Origin of the sequence: Acinetobacter sp. FDAARGOS_558 (assembly GCF_003937785.1) — a bacterium.
Classification (GTDB): Bacteria; Pseudomonadota; Gammaproteobacteria; order Pseudomonadales; family Moraxellaceae; genus Acinetobacter; species Acinetobacter baumannii.
Window position 1 is genome coordinate 937,782 of the sequence record NZ_RKJH01000001.1, and the last position, 19,076, is coordinate 956,857.

Consider the following 19,076-nt stretch of genomic DNA (forward strand, 5'->3'; position numbering starts at 1 on the left):
CTTTTAAAACTCGACTTGTACCGTGACCGTATCTTGATAAGTTCCCGCTGGTATCGTGTCTGCGTTTTCATCCACAATTTTTGTAGTAAACACATAGTTCTGCTGAGTTACCCCGTTATGTACCCCCGGGTTAATTGTTGCATTTAAACTCGACCAACGCTCGTTACCGCTTCCCCATCGGTCATTCGATGAATTCTTGAAAATATCGTATTTTAAAAATGTATTTCCCGTTTGTGACTTCATGGCTCGCTGGTTGCCATTTTGCGGGGAAAGTCCATTATTTAAACTGACATAATATGGTGTATTTACAGAGCAACGTATTCCCATAGAAGACTGAACAGGTTCAAGCTTGGAAGCAAACGCCGCCGTACCAAAGTTTACGTCTTGAGCTAAAATTCGGCAGTCTGGAAGTACGGTAATTGAGAGTGAACCAAGCGAGTCTGCCCCACTTCCCCAGTTAAAACCAATACCCAATGCACCGCGTCTAAACCCAGGACTCTCAAAGAACACCCCGATTCCCACAATCGCGACTGCGGGCACAGAATAGAACCATTTTACTTTTAACGGTGAGTCGGCTTGATAAACACCCGGCGATACACTTTGTCCAGCCGGAAGCCGTATGTAGAAAGGTAAATTGCCATCAGGCCCGCTAAAAAGATTGACCAGCGTAAAGCTACTCATGTCTTTTTCTTGGCCTAGACTAATGATTTCATTGTTACTGTCTAGAATAATGGCGTTAAGTTTTTCTCCGGTCTGAGCATTGGTAAATGAATTTGACATTTGCTCAACCCGATATTTTAGGTAGGTCATGTTTGCTAAAGCCAAGCTAAAACCTGTACACGACAAACCCGAATTAAATTGTGATGAGTTTTCACCATTTTCCATTAAGTAAATAGACGGGACCGAAATAGAAGATGTACCTGAAGCGCTCACGCTACATGCAGCATGAGCCATATTTCCCGTCAACATCAGTCCAGAGAACATACATAAATGTCTGAGTAATTTTTTTGTTTTTATATTCATGGCAAAGATACCTCGTGACAAGTAACAGGTTTAACCACCACAATCTGCTGCTTGGCTTGTTCTACATCTACAGAAAAATCTGCTTTACAAATACTTTGGTCCGAACGCTGAACCGTTACGGTGTTATTCGGTTTTAAATTTTCTAAATAGACAATGCCATCCATTCCCACATAAGAAGACTCTTGATCAGCTCTATGTACTACAGACCCTACCGGCACAGGTTTGCCATCTGCCTGAGTCAAATAGACATTTGCAGAAATAGACTGATGAACAGGGAACTTAATCACAACGCCCGAACCGCGTTTAGCCGCTATCCGTTGTTCAACTTGTGTGATTGTAAAGTTTGAAGGTAAGTCGATTGGGTCGACGCTGTATTTACCCGAATAATAAGGTGTTACCGATGGCACAAAAATATGGCCTTTTTTATTACTGCGGCCAATTAAACTGTTTTCGTATCTGACCAGAACATCAGGCACTTGGTTTGTATCGATCAATGCAAAAGATTCACCTAATCGGTTTGAAGCAAATAAATCACCTGCCATATAAATTAGGGAACCGGATAGGCCAAACCAGTAGTTATAGTCATGGTTTCCAGACAGACCAAAGTCAGTATTAATATAACTGTTGCGATAATTGACGCGTGCCTGATTTAAATCTTCACTATTTTCATTAAAGCGTCGGGTTAAATCGACACCAAAACCACCTTCAGACGGAACAGAGCGGTTGAAGTTAAGGTAGCCAGTATCGCCCTGCTTATTAAATGCATAACCTGAGTTAACAGTCGCGTTTCGCTGAAACAGCGGTATCGAAAGCTGAAATGCAGCACTCCATTCTTTTTCGATGAAATCACGGTTGGCACTTAATGAAACAGTCACGCCATTCATATAAGTCGGTAAAACAGGCGCCCAAGACAAGTTTAAAAAGCGATTTTTAAAGTCATTCGCCTTGGTATTGATATAACCGACGCCAAAAGTTCCTGAGTTTTTGGTCGCAAAATAAGTATTGGCCGTTAAGCTTTTATTGCTATTTACTGAAATTAAATTGCTATATTGCAGCCGTGAAAGGTCAGTATATTCATCATCACGTTGGTTATGGTTAATGCTAAAACCAAACCGATTACGGTTATAGCTGTATCCAACTGTATATTGATTACCTTCCAAGTCTTTCGTTCGATCTTCAGACATAGACTTATCGGCTTTACTTTGGGTAAAAGAGGCACTCAGCACACCTAAATTTGCAAGCTTGAGTACAGACCCAGCACCCAATAACTGTAAATCTGAAGAAAGTTCGGTGCGTCCTTCTACAGTCAGCCAGTCATTTACCCCATAACGGGCATCAGCTGCACTTGCAAATTTTCCATAAGAAAAATTCTTAAGTCCGTAGTCTTCTCGAATTTTCCCTAAAGACAATGAGTAATCAAATAAGCCGGGCTTGAGCAAAGTATTAGAAATATAAAATGGAACCGCTGTTGTGACTTGACGCCCGACTGCATCGGTCGTGACCACAACGGCTTCCCCTTTACCGTTAATAAAAGGAACATTGTTTAAAATAAACGGCCCAGACTGTACTTCTGTTGAGCTGGTCTTTTGCCCATTAATAATTAAATCGACCGTACTTGGCAACGCAGCTTGCCCAATAAATTGTGGCAATGGATAGGTAATTAAATCTGGTCGGGTTGAATAATTTCTCTGTACCTGAAAACCGCCTAGTCGAACAGAACTTCCCCACGTCGTTTTACTACCGGTAATAATGTCACCCAGTAAAAAAGATGTAGCGTTCTTTTGGTTATCAAACTGCCAAGATGTGTCATAACGACGATAGCCATCATTATCTACAGGCTCGGCGTTACCTTCATTTTTGTAATGGTTTTTGACATAGACACCAGAGTTTTTAATGACCCCTAACGGAGAGAAAAAACGCTGCTCAGTAAATAAACTACTGGTTGAACCGCCTTGATAGGGTCTATATGTATAAAAATCATAGTTATTGAGCAGCCCTATACCAGACTGAGCGACTTCCGGCTTATACCATGAGTCTTTACCCAAAACTTGAGTGGGCATCCAAGCGGGCGGAAAATTGAGCTTAAAGTATTGGTTCGAAGATTGATATTCATAACTTACATCTTTTAATTTATCTAAAGATATCCAATCACTCGCGTCACCACTAAACCCCAAGGTCAAAACATCTTGATTCGATAAAGATGTGTCAGTGTTTGTTAATAACTCTTGAGGGATCTTAATTTCTAATTCATCAATCAGCTTCTTTTTTTGTATGAAGTACTCATCATTTTTCACAATAACGGGCACAACTTGCTGGACCGAATATTGGTTCACAACCAAATCTAGGTACAGTTTAAAAAGTTGATTAATTTCATTAATGTCTCTTGGTGGTGGAGGCAAATCGCCTGCAAACACAGTATTTGGAATATTTAAACATCCACCCGACAATAAAATCAGCAAAATACTTTTGCATAAATTATTATGCCGAAGGATCATGATGGATCCTCCATTTTGGTGATTTCAATCAATTCTTGTTTAATACCAGAACTGTCCACACCATAAATTTTAGATGTTTTTGACAACTCATGTGCCGTTGACTGATCAATAGCAAACTTTACAGTGCTATTTGATAAAACATAGCCAAAAGCAGCCTTTCCTAAAGAGATATCATTACCTGTTTTTGAAGTTTTCAGTGCCGAAAGACGCGCAAACTTCTGACCATTATTTTTAAGATATAGCTCAGACTGGCCTTGTTGATTGGTGCGAACTGACCACTGTAAAACCGGTTTTGCTAAAGCATTTTTTGCATTAAGTTTTTGACTTTCTTCGGTTAATCCACTGCCAATTCCTTTCCCATAAGCAAACAATGGAATTGAGTAACGCATTTGGAAACTTACTTTAGAAGCATCTTGCTCATTGCCATCAGAAAGTCGAATCGGTAACTCATCTACAATCAGGCGATATGACTGCTCTTTCCCATCTGGCAAATTGGCGCTTTTGGTTAAGCGAAGCATATGCTTCTCGCCTGCTTTAATTTTGGCTACAGGCGGGCTTGGTATAATTTCTGATTGCTCACTATAGTTATCTTTTAAGCCATCTTGATTCCATTTAAATACCCGAATTTGCACCATTGCATCGGTCTTACCCGTATTTTGAAGCCAAACCGCAGTTGCCTTTTCATTGGCTTCAATTTTTGGATAAATCGGCCAAATTAGAAAAGTTGCTTGTGCCATCACAGGTGTAACAAGTGATAATGTACTTGCAAATAAAAAAGATTTTAAAATGCCATTTTTAATAAATGCAGAATTGTTCATACAAATCACCATGTAATCATTATTGAAACAGTATCTTTATAAATTCCGGCCGCATGGGGTTCATTATTATTTTCTAAATCAACGACACCATATATTTCAAAATTTGCCAGACGGTTTGTAGGTGTTGTAGCAGGCAATAAATATTTATTACCTACAATATATTCATTGGATAAACTGCTAGAGTTATACAGTTTGTAAGATAAATAATTAGTGGATGAACCATTCTTCATACGTCTTGTATTATTTTGAAGGTTTTCACCACCATCTATAGAAATACTTACAGGTAAACTTTCTGTACAACGAATATTCCAAGAACCTTTGCTATTAATAATATTAGTCACTACTTTATTTTTTGATAAAGCAGAGTATTTACCAAAATCCATGTTTTGCTCAATATTATCTATTGAACAGCCATTTTCAATTTTAGCTTGTACTTTAAAACTTGAATTGAGCTGAGGATCTGCTGCATATATAAATTGACTAACAGATAGCAAAAATATTGCTTTAAAATATAAGTATTTCATTTTTCTTAAAACTCAATCGTAATTGGTACTATATCTTTATATTCACCCTTAGATATACGACTACCATCATGGGCTGCTTGACCAAAAATATCGATATTCTTTTTATTATTCATATCATTAAGAATAAAAGCTTCATTTGCTTTAATGACTTGTTTATTTAAACCATAGAGCAAGTTATAAGCAATAAAATCTCTACCATTACTTAAAGCATGATAATAATTTTGTGAAAATGAAGCTGGAATATTACTATCATTATTTCCTGCTCCAAATATTATTTTTACAGTTGAAATACCAGCACACTCGATCTGAAAACCTGAATTACCATTATTAACTAAACTAGCTTCTAAAACCCCTTTAAAAGATGTGGTAGCTTCACCAAAATCTATAGTTCCAAAATTTAAATTTGCTGCATTATTTTCTACAACATTATTATTAACAGAACAAGAAGGCAATAATTCAATTTGACTAGTTAATTTAGCTCCAATTTCACCCGCATTTACTAAAGAAATTAAAAAATAAGAAATTATAAATGCCGAACCACGATTGAATATCATCTTCCCTCCATTTAAAACAGGTCTACTCATATTTGAGCAAACCTGCTACTCAATTAATTATTTCTTTTTTATATTTAGAAATTTACAGTGACTAATAGAGTATCTTTATAATCGCCTTGTGCTTTTGGTGTACCTGTATTTGGAGCAATTGCACCGAAAATTGGTACAGCAGTAGCTTGGCCACTTACTGTAGTGAACTGTTGTGGTTGGTTTACAACATAAAGGTTTGTACGTGCAGCATCGCGATAAACGTTATATGCAACTACATCAGCAGAAGCAGTATTTTTTAAAGTACGGTCTGTACGTTCACCACCATCAATTGCGACTGTAAAATCAACAGGATCTGTTCCGTCACAAGTCACAGAAATATTGCCACCTGTTGCTGCTGAAGCAACTTCAGCAGTTAATACGTTATTCCAAGTACCGGAAGTTTTACCAAAATCTAAAGTACCAAACTTGTTCATATTTCCTTCAGTTTGACTACCACCTACAGTACAGCCTGTTGAGATATTCAATTTAACGTCAACCTGTCCAGTAACAGCTGCTTGAGTATTTACCGCATAACCAGCAACTATTAATGCTGCAAGAAGTGATTTCTGAATGTTTTTCATATTCATAACCTACATATATAATGATTAGATTTGTAGAACAAAATGAATCAAACTCGACAAATAAAATATGGCTAATCTGTTTTATATATAAAACAAACTACCTTTTACTATTGTGTGATTCTCTTCACAATTTAATAACAATTATTTAACTTGTATACACATATTACAAAAAGACTATGTTGAGTTATTTAAAATCATTTTTTTTAATCTTATAAAAACACCCAATTAAATACCCACCCCTACTTTATTAAAATGACTAAAAACTAGAAAAAGAAATTATTGTTTTAACGATCATACTTTTTAAATAGTTATTCAAATACAATTATTTATACACACAACAAAAATGAGGATTATTTATTTTTATTAAAATAGGTAACATGACCTATTTTAATCCTACCTAAAGAAATAAAAATAAGTCATTTGACCCATTTTTTAACCATTAATTAGGTCGAATGACCTAGATTTAAAAAATATAGGTCGTCCAACCTAATTTTAGTTTAATAGAATTTAAATATTTTATTTATATTTTTTTAATTTCATGGTTTAGAATGCCTTTTTTTAAATAGTACTTACAGGCTGGATAATGATCAAAATTGATACCTTTGATACTATGCAAATAAAGAAGTCCTTTACCACACTAAAAGGGCAAGAAAGAATAAAGCAGATCTTAAGAAATGCTGAAATAGTTTTTCTTACTAAAGGTTATTCCGGATTTAGTATGAGAGGAGTTGCAACTCAATCAAATATTAGTTTAAGTACTTTGCAACATTATTTTCAAAATAAAGATATTTTATTAAAAGCTTTACTTAATAAATTAATTTGTGACTATATACAGCGTATTGAAATTTTAATCAATTTGAATGCAAATGAACCACCTTTAATTCGGTTTATGAATATTATAACTAATATAATTTATGAAATAGAGCAACCGATCATTACAAATGCATTTAAAGAGTTTTTCTCTATTTCAGATCATTTACCCTATGTATATGAAGCTTTGTCAATCATACAAAAGTATAATCTCGAACTTATCTATAAAATCATCCTCCCCATTCATAATAAAATATCTTCAGAAGAATATAAAGAAAGAGCCATTATTATAATCACTCAACTTAATGGATATTTAGTTCAACATTCGAACAAAAATACAGATGAAAATTATAAAGAATTTTTAAGAAGTATACTGTTAAAAAATATATTAAGATTAGTCAGTGAACCATAAATTTTAAAACATAGGAGCCAGTTCTCCTATGTTTTTAATATATGGGGGTGTTGTACTCAATTATTATATTACTGAGCGAAAGCTTTAATTTCACTTCGAATCAAAATATGTCGAGATGGAAAGTAAAAGCGATAAGCCAATTCGTAAGAGTCAAATAGAGCTAACTGAGATTGATGAGTTGCCCAATAATAAGTTGTCATTCCCTTTTCTTTCCTCACATTTAAATAGTAAGGAACAGCAAAGTTGTTCGAAACAATCATAAAACTCATAGTATTTGATCTAGCTATTTAGTGGTTTTGGACAAAGTCAGCTTTAATTGAATCTAGCGAACGTAATATGGGCGCCAACATAGACTCCGCAACTCGCATGGCTTCTGACTCAGACTTGTGTTGAATAGCTTGAACAAGTTCACTATGTATTTGCTGGTTTGGGTCAGGTAAATTTTTATTAGTCACTAGCTCTAAGGTGTATTGATAGCTTGAGTTTAAGAAATACTCATAAGTTGCCTGTAAAGCTTTATTATGAGTCGCCTTGGCAATTGCCAAATGTAGTTTCTTATCACTTAACATGAAGTTAGCAACATCTTGTTGATTTGTTGCTGCTCTATGTTCTAAACACGCTATAACATCGCGCATATCTTCAGGCGTGCTATGTCTAGCAGCTAATTTAGCAATTTCGATTTCTAATAAACATCTTACTTCTACGTGTTCATATAAATCAGAATGATGAATTGAATTAATCACAATTGAAAAGTCATTTTTCGTGCGTACAAAAGTACCCAGCCCCTGTTTGACTTCTAAAACACCTAAATATTCTAAAATTTTAATTGCTTCTCGAATGGTGTTTCGGCCCACACCCAAACCTTGAACAAGCTCAGGTTCAGTCGGAATTTTCTCATCTACTTTCCAAATATCATTTTTAATATTCTGACGTATGACATGAATCACTTCATCGACCAGTGATCTTTTTTGAATTTGCTCAATCATTAAAATTGGTACTAGTAAGCTTAAACATACGGTGATACTATCATCCTATGTTTAATTGTTCAATTTCTCTTTCATGCATTTTTAAAGGTTGAGCTCATGGAATTAAGTCAGACAATTTCAAATCTTATTTTTGAAATTCAAAAGCTTACTCAAGCAGTCGAAAAAATTTCTAAAACCCAAGAAATTTCTGTAGATGTCTTAGATGAGGCAATCGCCTTTAGATGGGAAAGAGAAAATAATAAAGGTTCGCTCGTCGCGATCCGCAAACCTCAACTCATTTCTTTTAATCATCTTTGCAATATCGACAGCCAACTCACCAAAGTAAAACTAAATACTGAAGCCTTTGCAAAAGGCTTGTTGGCAAATAATGTACTCATGACAGGCTCACGTGGTACAGGCAAGTCGTCTATTGTAAAAGCCTGTTTAAATGAATATCACCACTTAGGTCTTCGGGTGATTGAACTTGAGAAAAAGTATTTAGAAGATTTGCCTAAAATTATTAACTTACTGCAAGACCGTACTGAGCGTTTTATCATTTTTTGTGATGACTTGGCCTTTGAAGCTGGTGACTCAAGTTACGCAACTTTAAAAACTGTATTAGATGGTTCACTGGCCTCTAGTTCAGACAATACACTCATTTATGCAACATCAAATCGAAAGCATATGGTGGCCGAATACAACAAAGATAATACCGAGTTAAATGTTGGGGAAAATGGCGAATTACGCCCTGGCGACAGCATTGAACAAAAGATTTCTTTAGCAGACAGATTTGGTTTACAAATTAATTTCTATGGCTTTAGCCAACAAGAGTATTTAAAAACTGTTCAATACTGGCTAAATGAATACAAATGGCAACAACGTGAAACTTGGGAAACGATCCAGTTAAAAGCTATTCAATATGCAACTCAGCAAGGCAACCGCTCAGGAAGAATTGCCAATCAATTTGCTAAAATGATTGTGGGCCAAGAAATGCTGAGCGCAGCAGATTTAACGGTTTAAGTTGTTGGCTATAACATGCTCCATAAAAAAAGCCCTTACGGGCTTTTTTTAATTAAGCAATAAATTTCAGCATGAGCTGAATGACAGTTGCATTAATCAAGTCAACAAAGAATGCACCACAAAGCGGAACAATTAAGAATGCTTTATGCGATGGACCATACATATTGGTAATCGCCTGCATATTTGCAACGGCGGTTGGTGTAGCCCCCATACCGAAACCACAGTGACCTGCTGCCAATACTGCCGCATCGTAATTTTTCCCCATTACACGGAAAGTCACAAATGCTGCGTATAAAGCCATCGTCAGTGTTTGAGCACCTAAAATAACCACAAGTGGACCTGCTAAGTCAGCAAGTTGCCAAAGCTTTAATGAAAGCAATGCCATTGCTAAATAAAGAGATAAAGACGCATTACCAAAAACGTCAATCGCGCGGTCAAAAATATCAACTTTCAACACGCTTTCTAAAATATTTCTTAAGATTACACCGCCACCAAGCGCCCAAACGAAAGTTGGTAACTCAAACCAAGTTCCCTTACTAAAGCCAGTCATAAATTCAGCAAATGCTAAACATGCTGCAAACATACCAAGCGTGGTAATTGCATTGTCGGCAGTAATTAAACGAACTTGATGCGGGTTTTCAAACGGTGCAAGATCATCTGAATTTTGTTCAACATGCGTGTCACGCTGCTGAATCTCAGCATTGGTTTTTGCTTGAGCAAGGCTATAACGATTAATGAGCAATTTGGCTAAAGGACCACCAATGACACCACCAATAATCAAGCCAAACGTAGCACTTGCCATACCTAACGCTAAAGCACCCTGAATACCATGCTGGCTTTCTAAAATTTCACCCCATGCACCTGCTGTACCATGACCACCGGTTAAAGTAATTGAACCTGCAATCAAACCGATAAGTGGGTCTAGACCCAATAAGGTTGCAAGGCTCATACCGACAGCATTTTGAACAACAATAAATGAGGCTACACAAATTAAGAAGATGACTAAAGCAGTACCACCCTCTTTAAGCTTCATAAAATTGGCACTTAAACCAATTGAAGCAAAGAACACGAGCATAAAGCTGGTTTGTAATTCACTGCTAAAAACAATACTGTATCCCCAGAAAGTGTGGACAAGTAAAGAAACTACCGCAGCGACCAAACCACCTGCTACCGGTTCAGGGATATTATAACGTTTTAAAAAATCAATCCGATTGACAAGAAAGCGACCCAACAATAGAACGATGACCGCCGAAATTAGTGTATAAAAACCATTAAAAACAAATTCCATATATACTACTTTCTGATTACATTCCTAACGGATTGTAAAATAATTATATTTTATTTTTTAATATGTAAAAAAAACACAAATAAACTTTACAAAATTACCCTACCAATAAATTTTTACTATTCTTAAGAATAGCTTAAATTTTTAAATATTTTATACAAAATCATGCCCTATAATTTAATTTATCAATCATTTCAAAATCTTATGTAAAGAAATCATTAATTTAGTATAACTTCACTTTGATCTCTTAAACAGAAAATCCTGTCTTTTAGGTCACTGAACTCATCTTTTATTCCCTTTAATATCCGCAAAAGACCAGCTCGTTATTTGCTCTGGGCAACATCTTTATAGGTTTTATATTCAATGAGTTTATTGCTTAAAGTTCGACAGAATGTTCCACAGGTACAGTCGATTAAAACATCTCTTAAAAAGCGTGCTGGTCAGAAAATACCTCACATGCTCTCCAATGCATCAGATCTGTTTTTTAGAGGGTCGGAAATTGCCCTGTCAGGAAAAACGCCTTTTGATGTAATTTATAAGCATGAAATTATAAGCCTTCGCCATTATAGAAATGAGACAGAAGCATCAGCCAAACACCGTGTGCCGTTAGTGATTGTTCCACCTTTAGCTGTGAACATGCTCATTTACGATTTGTTTCCTACCCGCAGTCTTATACGTTATTTTTTAGATCAAGGCTTCGAGGTTTACTTAATAGACTGGGGCGTACCTACCCGAAATCAAGCCAAATACAATTTTGGCACCTACGTAAAAGTCTTTATGCCTGAAATGTTAAAGCAGGTCCGTATACATAGTGGACAACAACAGCTTTCATTACATGGCTGGAGTTTAGGTGGCGCACTTTCACTTTGCTATACCGCGTTATTTAAAGATAAAGATATTAAGAATCTGATGATTCTTGCTTCCCCGATCGACACACATAAAGCAGGTTATATGGGTAAGCTCTATGGAAGTCTGACTAAACCTGCACAGTGGGTCCGTAAGCATACGCCTTTTCGTATTCGCCAACATGTACCAAGTGAAGTATTTCATATTCATGGATGGCAAAACACACTCGGTTTTAAATTAACGGACCCCATTGGTAATTTAAAAACCTATTGGCAACTTCTTAAAAATCTGGATAACCGAGAATTTATTGTTGACCACGCTACCTCTAGTTCATTTATCGACAATATGCTGGCCTATCCGGGTGGCGTTATGCGCGACATTATTTTACGTTTCTGGATTGATAATGAACTCTCAACAGGTGTAATCAAATTTGGCGAACTTACAGCTTATTTAAAAGATATTGATTGTTCAGTGTTGGCTGTAGGTGGAGATACAGATATTATTGTGACCGCCGATGCTGTTAAGCCCCTTATGGATTTAATTAGTAGCCAAGATAAAACATTCAAAACTGTGCCCGGTGGCCATATGGGCGTAGTGTCCGGTAGCCAAGCTCCGACCTCTGTTTGGCCTGAAATGAGTAATTGGCTGGCTACACGTTCAGATTAATCAATTCAAACGTTAATGAAAAACCAGCCTGTTAAACCTTAGGCTGGTTTTAATGCACACTAAATTTTTAAAGTTTTTGCACAAATCTTCTAGAACTAATTTTAGCTCTTTTATACTGTTTCAGGAGCTAAGATTAAAAGTTTATAGGTCAGTGCTTATGAGTAGTAACTGGGTGGATATTTCAAAAGATACCAATACGGGTATCGAAACAATCCGTGCTCATTTTACTGGTCATGCGTATGATCCCCATTGGCATTCAAGTTATTTAATTGGTGTAACTGAATCTGGCATTCAACAATTTCATTGCCGTAAAAAGCAAATCAATAGTCATGCTGGGCAAGTCTTTATGCTTGAGCCAGAAGAAATTCATGATGGACATGCGCCTGCATCTGATGGTTTTACCTACCAAATGCTTTATCTACATCCAGAATGGTTAAAGCAACGCCTTCAAGGTTTGTTTCACAACAGCCCCGATCATTACGAACTAGTGATTGATGCGCCATTAAAATCCGATGATCAACTTGCAATCATTACTTCGCAAGCATTTCGACACTTACACTATAAAGAAATGAATATCGTGAAAGACAATAGTCTAGATATGCTTATTCAATATATTGCCCAAGGTAAATGGTTAAAAAAAGCTTCTCAATCTTCGTGTATTCATGTACCCCAAATCGCCCATAAAATCCGAGATATTCTGCATGATCATTTATTTGAAGATATTGGGTTAGAAGATATATCACGTATGGTGGGACTAGACCGTTACCATATTCACCGTATTTTTAAATCCACTTTTCATTTAGCTCCTCATCAATATCTTATTCAACTGAGACTTACACGAGCACGTGATTTACTCGCTAGAAGTATTTCTCCAGCACAAGTTGCTTCTGACTTATGTTTTTCAGACCAAAGTCATTTAAGTCGTTGGTTTAAACGCTGTTATGGACTAACACCAGCCGCTTACAGAAAAATCTGCACAAATCTTCAAGATTAAAAATCTTAATTATTTCATCTTGTCTCTCCCAATTAACTAAGGTAGACAAGATGGAAAACCTCACTGCATTTTCATTATTTGCAATTGTTGCCTCAATTACTCCAGGCCCGACCAACTTTATAATTTTAAGTTTAAGTAGTCATTATAAAATTTCTAAAACACTTCCCGTTATTTTAGGTTCTTGTATTGGAGCAGCCTTACTTGTATTAGTGGTTGGTATTGGCCTTGGCTCCGCTATTCTTGCTTACCCTGTTATTCAAAAAATTATGACATGGAGTGGTTTAATCTGGCTTACCGTTCTAGCTTGGAAATTATATACCTACAATCCTGTTATCTCTTTAGAAAAAAATGAACAATACCCTCCTATTGGTTTTAAAGCTGCTTTTTTAATGCAAGCGATTAATCCTAAAACATGGATGATGGCTTTTGCAGTTATTAGCGTCTATACAAAACAGGGACAAGATATCTTGATAAATGTCTCAATTTTATCCTGCATTTTTTTACTTATAGCACTTCCTTGTCTCTACCTATGGGCCTTAGTAGGCAGACTAAGTACTCGACTTTTTTCAAAACCAAAACATATAAATATTTTTAATAAAATAATGGCTATTATATTACTAGCCTTGGTCTGGTGGCCCATGTTCTCTATATTTTGATCATCAAAATCTAATCAAAATAGATAAGGAAATCTATTTTTAACAAACATATTTTAAATTTATAAGTTCAAATTATTACTTCCCATCATACAAATTATAAAAACTCATATTAATTAACTTTTTAATAATAATATTTTTAATTCATCAAATTTTATTTAAAAATAATAATTGAATATCTGATGTTACTTTTTGTTATTTATGTAAAGACCATTCCAACAATAATTTTAAATAAACATATGTAAAATATAAATTTTTATCCATACAACTTTGTAAAATTAGGTTATTTTTTATACAAATGTAGGCAATGTCTCACAATTATGTAAGCCAAAACTTACAACATAATTGATTGTTTTTCCTATAATTAATTTCAGTACATATAAGCACTCTTTACTATTAAATAGAAAGCTGAATATTAATAAAGAGATCTGGAGAAAATGATAAAGTCATCTTTATTAATATAAAAAGTCTCAATAATAGAAAAAGAATCTCAAAAAATGAATATGTACTATCTTTCCTCTGGAAACAGAGGAAAGATTACTTTTTAAATCTTCAGATAGGATATAAAGAATGTTTATTGCAAAAAATATATTTGTATATTTACTATCAATGTTAGCTTTATGCTTACTAATTATTCTTTTTAACTATCTAGGAATGAATCAGACACTAAATCTCATCATTTCTTCAGCGCTCTTTGGAATATTTATTACTTGGTACTACAAAGGAAGCGGACTGTGTATTGCCCTTTTTAGCTTTTTTTACTGGGCAATGTTTGTGATTAGTCAAAGTTTAGAAGTGATATGGATGCTGTCGATTTCAGTAATTGTTTATTTAGTCATGACACAAATCGTACCTAAACTCAAACACATCCATATCGGTATCGCATCTAATAGCTAGAACGGGTTTACTCCCCGATTCACCATTCCAACTTTTTTAACCGTATTCATCTTAGTTTGCTCTGCAATTAAGAGTTCATTTAAGAAAAATTTGAGGTTTTGCTGGTTCAGCAAAAGCGGGTTAAAGGTATTCTCTCCCATGTTAAGAAAGAAAGCTTCAATATTTGTATTACGCTGCACGTATTTCATTGACCAACGCTGAAAAGAGTGTTCATCAATGGAGTATGTGCATAAACATTTAATATTATAATGCCTTTGATCTTTTTGAATTTTTTCAAATAATCTTTCAACGACCTCTTGTTCGCCTTCTAGACATTGAAAAAATGCATTATCGGCATAATAAAGCACCCCACAAATCCCGTTTAAATCGTTGAAATCACGAGCTTCTGTCAGAATATCACGTAAATCTTGTAGCAAATCTTCATTTTTTTCATTTCGTTGGCTGGCATAACACAGGCGAACGTTCATAAGACTTCCGTGAAATATAAAATTTCATTATTAATGGAATTTTCAACTTAACATACCTTTATTTAAAATACTTTATATTTCATTATTATAAAAAATTTATAAGCTTGCTTATTTCAATAAAAAAGCCCGAATCTAGTTCGAGCTTTTTATTTAAAATGAAAAATTATTTAACACGTTCAATTTGTAATACTTCAATTTCAGTCGGTTTAACGCGGTGGGTATCAACCTCACCTACAATACGCACTTTATCTCCAACCTTTAACTGCCAACCATTTGCCAAATCATCATCGACATCAATCACGATTGAACCTGTTTTGTCTTTAAATTCATAATGGTCGCCAGCAATATGCTTAACGATAGTACCAGTTAAGGTTACCCCTGTTTCATCAGCTAAAGTTTTAGCTTTTGAAACAGTGACTACATTTTTTGCTGCTTGATTAAGTAAAGCGGGATCTGTTCTTGCAAATGCTGCACTACTAGTTAATAAAACAAGTCCAGTGAGTGTGGTAAATAATATTTTTTTCATGAATGTTCTCCTCGTTATTTTATCTATAGCTATCTAAACAATTTATAAAAACTATGAGTTTTAGCTTTTGTGATTTTTTGTGTCATCGTGTCAGATATACAGCACTATTGTTGAGAAGGTCTTTTCATTGGCCTAGATGTTTGTATGGTCATAATGAAAAAAAAAACCACATCGGGTGATGTGGCAAAAAAGGTATAGCTCATTGAACACTAAAACACTATGTATAACAGAGGATCTGAGTTTAGAATATATTTTAATTATTAAAATAATCTTAAGAAAATAAGTTTAATTAAAGATTTTCTAAAAATTTTGATAAGCCTTCCGGCGCTCTTCCTTCGAGTCGACTACTGGTAGTTACCCGAACTAAATTGCTCCATGTAATATTACAACACTGCCTTATCAGTTTTTGAATGAGTGAAACATCTTCATGGCAAGGAACAGGTTCAAAACCGCCTACTTGCATATAAGCAGCAGCACTAAAACTTAAATTTGCGCCATGAATATGGTGATGATCCATACAATCCTGATAATGCGATAAATATTTTTTTTGTTTCATAACTGATAAACGGCTAAGGTCATCTAAAGTCACAATACCGCAAATTGCATCTGTAGGTTGATGCAAAATCTGGCAGCGTAACCAGTCAGGGCTGACCACACTATCAGCATCTGTACAAGCCAGCCAAGTTGCGCCGTTTTGAATAAGTTGGCGGATACCTAAGTCCCGCGCTTTTCCGACACATGCATAATTGCATTCAATCCAGCTTACTTCGTAGCGCTGTACAATTGAACGTGACTGATCCGTACAACTATCAAGTACGACCATGACCTCGACTTGTTCATCCGGTACTTTTTCAATCGCCTCCTGAATTGATTGCAAACAGGCTGGCAAATGTTGCTCTTCATTATGCGCTGGAACTACAACACCTATTTTCATCGTAATTGTTCTCGCTGAGCTATTGATGAAGGATTAACCGTCCAAACATCGACCATAAAGTCCGGATCGTTCAGACTTAAATAGTGATGAAATGGAAAAGATTGTTGAAAGCTTTGATGGACTTTTTGGGCATTCAATTCAAAATCCTGAATATCATGTCGCCAATGGCAACACAAAATTTCCCCTTCCGGGTTTAAGGCCTGCTTTAACTGTTCAATAAACTCACCTAACTCATCGAATGTGAGGTAGTACGCCACTTCGCTAATTACAATCAGGTCAAATTTTTGTTCATAAAAATCTTCAGGTATTTTTCTATTTTCAACAGTCACATGTTCAAATGCTTCTAACCGTTGAGATGCGAGCTGAACGGCTTGCTTCGACACATCAATACATAACAGACGAGCAGCGCGCTGAGCCAGATAAACACTTAAATGCCCATTTGAACAGCCAATTTCTAAAACTCTTTCGTAGTGTGGTCGCGTTAATAATGCAAGGCAGATTTGTCTTTTACGGGCTTCATACCAGTGATAGTCATAGCCCCACGGGTCATTATTACTACGATACAACTCTTCAAAATACACACGAGAATGAATCACTCAGATATACCTCATAAGGCATTAAAAGACGGCTAATCGCACTTGAGGATAAAACGGCGGAATTTCCTGTGCTCTCATCGGCTTCAAGTTGTGTTTTAAATTGCATAACCGCCTGATGTTTTTTAATTAACTGGTTTTCAGTTAAGGCATAAGCTTTTGCTTTGGACCAGTTAATTCGTGTGTCAAAAGGCTCTGCCCAATGCCATGCCCAAATCAATACATGCAAACATAGTAAGTCCCGAGCTTCGGCAAAAGCTTGTACTGTTTTCCCGACAGCCTCATGATCTGGATGGCCATCAAGTGCATAGCTACAAATTAAAATATCTTCGGGCTGAACTATTTGGCTAAGCGCCTGATTCAATTGATCCGTCTGTAAATGAATTTGACCATCCATTAGATTTAAACCAATCCGTTCAGAAAAAGCTGAAATACCTAAAGTGTTTAAAGCAGCCAATGTTTCTTGCGGACGTAAATCGTTCAATTGGTCAGGAGTATATTTCACTGAATGAGGATGGCTTTGTGTTCCATTACTGACTGCCAAAATGACAATATGGCAGTTTTGCTCGACTAGCTGCTGCATTAAACCGCCACAACCCAGCACTTCGTCATCAGGATGCGGAGCAACAATCACCACTCTTTTAGACTGAAACAACTTTAAATTCAGCCGATCTAAAGGATTTTTTTTAAATGCCTCAAGCCACATGAATTCGGGTGTGCCTTCACCTGAAATCATACGGTCCTCTACTAAGGGATGCTTCAAAGTTCCCATAAGCTTTTCTCCGGTAAACAGAGCTCAGCAATAGACTCATAATCAAAAGCCGCATGGCTCTGTCGGATAAATACTGGTAAATCAGCGATGAGCTGTGAAAATGTAGGCTCTTCACAATAAGGACGCGCGCCCAAAGCTTTACCAACGAGTTGAATAACACTCTGGCAGCATTGTTCTGTTTGGGCACGTAATATACGGATTTCACGCTCATGGCTGAGCGCAGGCTCATCATCAATGAGCTTGGCAATATATTGAAAATACTGTTTGGTTACAGAGAGCTGTTGAGCCAACTCCCCTAAATACATTTTTTTAAATGCGTTCGGGTTAAGGGTGCAACTTTTATGTAAGAAGCTAACCAAGCGTACCGCGGCACCATACCAACAAGCCGCAACACCAGCAGCACCATGCCAAAAACCCGGACGCTCCAAATAGCAATTTGGCAGTCCGATAGGAATAACAGGAGTATTGTCAAAATGCACTTGAGCTGTTTGGGTTCCCTGCATACCGACTGCTTGCCAGTGGCTCAAGTCAACATGAACAGAGGGATGAGCCAAATCAACGATACAAAGCTGTGCTTGGCCTTCTTTGTCCTTATAACTCATTAGGGCTTTTTGAATAAACTCTGCACCTGAGCACCAGGTTTTTATGCCATTACAGTGATTGTTCTGGACCTGTACAGGTGCCGGCCCGCCATCTGCTGCCCATACCGCCCAAGTTTGGTCATCGATTTCGTCTTGATAGCCCAATTCATTTAGAATACTTAAAGCATCATGATGTGACTCGAATAATTTAGCGAGACTTAAATCATACCCTGCAGTTTGAGCAAACAATTGCCATCGCTGATAGGTATGACCTGAAGCTGGATAAGGCAAACTTTTAGATAAACTTACCAATTGGTAGAGTAAATCTTGGCGGAGCTGACTTTTGTTTTCGGCCTGAGCATGTTCAAATTCACTCAACATACTCAAGATTGTCATATTTATAGATATTTTAATATTCATTACAAATAATTATTCAAAAGTATTCACTTAAACATATCGAAATAATTCTGTTTAATTAAAGATATAAAATGTAATAAAAAGATATTTTATATAACTTTATTCAAGGAATATTTCTTTTTATTTCATTGTTATCTAAATATATCGCTTAAGTGAAATTATAAAATAATCATGTAAGGTTTATTAAAAATTAAGGATTTCTGCCGTTTTATC

At 36.0% G+C, this 19,076-nt stretch carries 21 protein-coding genes; 6 read left to right on the plus strand and 15 right to left on the minus strand.

The features are described 5' to 3' along the window. Positions 1-3: 3 nt before the first annotated feature. The 6 genes from csuE to csuAB form a co-directional block, all read right to left on the minus strand. The gene (csuE, locus tag EGT34_RS04560; protein ID WP_001022741.1) at positions 4-1,023 is read right to left on the minus strand and encodes a Csu fimbrial tip adhesin CsuE; all 1,020 of its coding nucleotides are present in this window, start codon (positions 1,021-1,023) and stop codon (positions 4-6) included. Next, on the minus strand, positions 1,020-3,518 hold the full coding sequence (gene csuD, locus EGT34_RS04565; RefSeq protein WP_000603297.1) for a Csu fimbrial usher CsuD: 2,499 nt from the start codon (positions 3,516-3,518) through the stop codon (positions 1,020-1,022). The genes csuE and csuD overlap by 4 nt, the downstream gene beginning before the upstream one ends. Then, positions 3,515-4,348: a Csu fimbrial biogenesis chaperone CsuC gene (gene csuC / locus EGT34_RS04570; protein WP_148792957.1), complete on the minus strand. Its 834-nt coding sequence runs from the start codon at positions 4,346-4,348 to the stop codon at positions 3,515-3,517. Before csuC ends, csuD begins: the two co-directional genes overlap by 4 nt. Continuing rightward, entirely contained in the window at positions 4,342-4,860 is a 519-nt protein-coding gene (csuB, locus tag EGT34_RS04575; RefSeq protein WP_000876484.1) for a Csu fimbrial biogenesis protein CsuB, read from the minus strand. Before csuB ends, csuC begins: the two co-directional genes overlap by 7 nt. A gap of 5 nt (positions 4,861-4,865) precedes the next feature. Next, positions 4,866-5,414: a Csu fimbrial biogenesis protein CsuA gene (gene csuA, locus EGT34_RS04580; protein ID WP_000577013.1), complete on the minus strand. Its 549-nt coding sequence runs from the start codon at positions 5,412-5,414 to the stop codon at positions 4,866-4,868. A gap of 74 nt (positions 5,415-5,488) precedes the next feature. Then, positions 5,489-6,025 carry a Csu fimbrial major subunit CsuAB gene (gene csuAB, locus EGT34_RS04585; RefSeq protein WP_000790104.1) on the minus strand — a complete coding sequence of 179 codons (537 nt, stop codon included), beginning with the start codon at positions 6,023-6,025 and terminating at the stop codon, positions 5,489-5,491. Between the two features lie 583 nt (positions 6,026-6,608). Between csuAB and EGT34_RS04590 the strand changes: the two genes are divergently transcribed. Then, positions 6,609-7,247 (plus strand): TetR/AcrR family transcriptional regulator, encoded by a 639-nt coding sequence (locus EGT34_RS04590; protein WP_000590086.1) that lies wholly within the window; start codon positions 6,609-6,611, stop codon positions 7,245-7,247. Between the two features lie 68 nt (positions 7,248-7,315). Here the strand turns inward: EGT34_RS04590 and EGT34_RS21435 are convergent, their stop codons facing one another. Further along, positions 7,316-7,447 carry a hypothetical protein gene (locus EGT34_RS21435; protein WP_257787398.1) on the minus strand — a complete coding sequence of 44 codons (132 nt, stop codon included), beginning with the start codon at positions 7,445-7,447 and terminating at the stop codon, positions 7,316-7,318. Positions 7,448-7,534: 87 nt separating this feature from the next. Beyond that, positions 7,535-8,233, minus strand: coding sequence for a FadR/GntR family transcriptional regulator (locus EGT34_RS04600; RefSeq protein WP_000572518.1), 699 nt, complete (start codon positions 8,231-8,233; stop codon positions 7,535-7,537). A 96-nt stretch (positions 8,234-8,329) separates the two neighbouring features. On the opposite strand from EGT34_RS04600, the gene EGT34_RS04605 reads away from it, so the two are divergent. Continuing rightward, the gene (locus tag EGT34_RS04605) at positions 8,330-9,232 is read left to right on the plus strand and encodes an ATP-binding protein (RefSeq protein ID WP_000423653.1); all 903 of its coding nucleotides are present in this window, start codon (positions 8,330-8,332) and stop codon (positions 9,230-9,232) included. Positions 9,233-9,284: 52 nt separating this feature from the next. Here EGT34_RS04605 and gltS read toward each other — a convergent pair whose 3' ends face one another. Continuing rightward, entirely contained in the window at positions 9,285-10,520 is a 1,236-nt protein-coding gene (gltS, locus tag EGT34_RS04610) for a sodium/glutamate symporter (RefSeq protein ID WP_000397471.1), read from the minus strand. A 360-nt stretch (positions 10,521-10,880) separates the two neighbouring features. Between gltS and EGT34_RS04615 the strand changes: the two genes are divergently transcribed. From EGT34_RS04615 to EGT34_RS04630, 4 genes are all read left to right on the plus strand, one after another. Further along, positions 10,881-12,029 carry an alpha/beta fold hydrolase gene (locus tag EGT34_RS04615; RefSeq protein WP_000054924.1) on the plus strand — a complete coding sequence of 383 codons (1,149 nt, stop codon included), beginning with the start codon at positions 10,881-10,883 and terminating at the stop codon, positions 12,027-12,029. Positions 12,030-12,186: 157 nt separating this feature from the next. Then, complete coding sequence (locus tag EGT34_RS04620; protein ID WP_000097861.1) at positions 12,187-13,023, plus strand: AraC family transcriptional regulator; 837 nt, start codon at positions 12,187-12,189, stop codon at positions 13,021-13,023. Positions 13,024-13,073: 50 nt separating this feature from the next. Then, on the plus strand, positions 13,074-13,679 hold the full coding sequence (locus EGT34_RS04625; protein ID WP_000429457.1) for a LysE family translocator: 606 nt from the start codon (positions 13,074-13,076) through the stop codon (positions 13,677-13,679). 567 nt (positions 13,680-14,246) lie between these two features. Beyond that, entirely contained in the window at positions 14,247-14,573 is a 327-nt protein-coding gene (locus tag EGT34_RS04630; protein WP_000469224.1) for a hypothetical protein, read from the plus strand. Here EGT34_RS04630 and EGT34_RS04635 read toward each other — a convergent pair. From EGT34_RS04635 to EGT34_RS04660, 6 genes are all read right to left on the minus strand, one after another. Further along, positions 14,570-15,040 carry an AnBLUF65 family BLUF photoreceptors gene (locus EGT34_RS04635; RefSeq protein WP_001102886.1) on the minus strand — a complete coding sequence of 157 codons (471 nt, stop codon included), beginning with the start codon at positions 15,038-15,040 and terminating at the stop codon, positions 14,570-14,572. The genes EGT34_RS04630 and EGT34_RS04635 overlap by 4 nt on opposite strands. Positions 15,041-15,203: 163 nt before the next feature. Then, positions 15,204-15,566, minus strand: a complete 363-nt coding sequence (locus tag EGT34_RS04640) for a NirD/YgiW/YdeI family stress tolerance protein (RefSeq protein ID WP_000721827.1) — start codon at positions 15,564-15,566, stop codon at positions 15,204-15,206. 289 nt (positions 15,567-15,855) lie between these two features. After that, positions 15,856-16,500: a glycosyltransferase gene (locus EGT34_RS04645; protein WP_000690466.1), complete on the minus strand. Its 645-nt coding sequence runs from the start codon at positions 16,498-16,500 to the stop codon at positions 15,856-15,858. Next, on the minus strand, positions 16,497-17,096 hold the full coding sequence (locus tag EGT34_RS04650; protein ID WP_000581929.1) for a class I SAM-dependent methyltransferase: 600 nt from the start codon (positions 17,094-17,096) through the stop codon (positions 16,497-16,499). Before EGT34_RS04650 ends, EGT34_RS04645 begins: the two co-directional genes overlap by 4 nt. Continuing rightward, positions 17,071-17,865: a PIG-L deacetylase family protein gene (locus EGT34_RS04655; RefSeq protein ID WP_000536980.1), complete on the minus strand. Its 795-nt coding sequence runs from the start codon at positions 17,863-17,865 to the stop codon at positions 17,071-17,073. Before EGT34_RS04655 ends, EGT34_RS04650 begins: the two co-directional genes overlap by 26 nt. Then, on the minus strand, positions 17,853-18,827 hold the full coding sequence (locus EGT34_RS04660) for an acyl-CoA dehydrogenase (protein WP_024437187.1): 975 nt from the start codon (positions 18,825-18,827) through the stop codon (positions 17,853-17,855). Before EGT34_RS04660 ends, EGT34_RS04655 begins: the two co-directional genes overlap by 13 nt. Positions 18,828-19,076: the final 249 nt, after the last annotated feature.

What these genes read in the sequence shown, in the direction of transcription:
- csuAB (WP_000790104.1), bottom strand. Translation starts at nt 6,025, where the DNA reads ATGAAAAACATTCAGAAATCACTTCTTGCAGCATTAATAGTTGCTGGT.
- csuD (WP_000603297.1), bottom strand. Translation starts at nt 3,518, where the DNA reads ATGATCCTTCGGCATAATAATTTATGCAAAAGTATTTTGCTGATTTTA.
- gltS (WP_000397471.1), bottom strand. Translation starts at nt 10,520, where the DNA reads ATGGAATTTGTTTTTAATGGTTTTTATACACTAATTTCGGCGGTCATC.
- EGT34_RS04635 (WP_001102886.1), bottom strand. Translation starts at nt 15,040, where the DNA reads ATGAACGTTCGCCTGTGTTATGCCAGCCAACGAAATGAAAAAAATGAA.
- csuB (WP_000876484.1), bottom strand. Translation starts at nt 4,860, where the DNA reads ATGAAATACTTATATTTTAAAGCAATATTTTTGCTATCTGTTAGTCAA.
- EGT34_RS04645 (WP_000690466.1), bottom strand. Translation starts at nt 16,500, where the DNA reads ATGAAAATAGGTGTTGTAGTTCCAGCGCATAATGAAGAGCAACATTTG.
- EGT34_RS04630 (WP_000469224.1), top strand. Translation starts at nt 14,247, where the DNA reads ATGTTTATTGCAAAAAATATATTTGTATATTTACTATCAATGTTAGCT.
- EGT34_RS21435 (WP_257787398.1), bottom strand. Translation starts at nt 7,447, where the DNA reads ATGACAACTTATTATTGGGCAACTCATCAATCTCAGTTAGCTCTATTT.
- EGT34_RS04655 (WP_000536980.1), bottom strand. Translation starts at nt 17,865, where the DNA reads ATGGGAACTTTGAAGCATCCCTTAGTAGAGGACCGTATGATTTCAGGT.
- csuA (WP_000577013.1), bottom strand. Translation starts at nt 5,414, where the DNA reads ATGATATTCAATCGTGGTTCGGCATTTATAATTTCTTATTTTTTAATT.
- EGT34_RS04640 (WP_000721827.1), bottom strand. Translation starts at nt 15,566, where the DNA reads ATGAAAAAAATATTATTTACCACACTCACTGGACTTGTTTTATTAACT.
- EGT34_RS04660 (WP_024437187.1), bottom strand. Translation starts at nt 18,827, where the DNA reads ATGTTGAGTGAATTTGAACATGCTCAGGCCGAAAACAAAAGTCAGCTC.
- csuE (WP_001022741.1), bottom strand. Translation starts at nt 1,023, where the DNA reads ATGAATATAAAAACAAAAAAATTACTCAGACATTTATGTATGTTCTCT.
- EGT34_RS04615 (WP_000054924.1), top strand. Translation starts at nt 10,881, where the DNA reads ATGAGTTTATTGCTTAAAGTTCGACAGAATGTTCCACAGGTACAGTCG.
- EGT34_RS04605 (WP_000423653.1), top strand. Translation starts at nt 8,330, where the DNA reads ATGGAATTAAGTCAGACAATTTCAAATCTTATTTTTGAAATTCAAAAG.
- csuC (WP_148792957.1), bottom strand. Translation starts at nt 4,348, where the DNA reads ATGGTGATTTGTATGAACAATTCTGCATTTATTAAAAATGGCATTTTA.
- EGT34_RS04590 (WP_000590086.1), top strand. Translation starts at nt 6,609, where the DNA reads ATGATCAAAATTGATACCTTTGATACTATGCAAATAAAGAAGTCCTTT.
- EGT34_RS04620 (WP_000097861.1), top strand. Translation starts at nt 12,187, where the DNA reads ATGAGTAGTAACTGGGTGGATATTTCAAAAGATACCAATACGGGTATC.
- EGT34_RS04625 (WP_000429457.1), top strand. Translation starts at nt 13,074, where the DNA reads ATGGAAAACCTCACTGCATTTTCATTATTTGCAATTGTTGCCTCAATT.
- EGT34_RS04600 (WP_000572518.1), bottom strand. Translation starts at nt 8,233, where the DNA reads ATGATTGAGCAAATTCAAAAAAGATCACTGGTCGATGAAGTGATTCAT.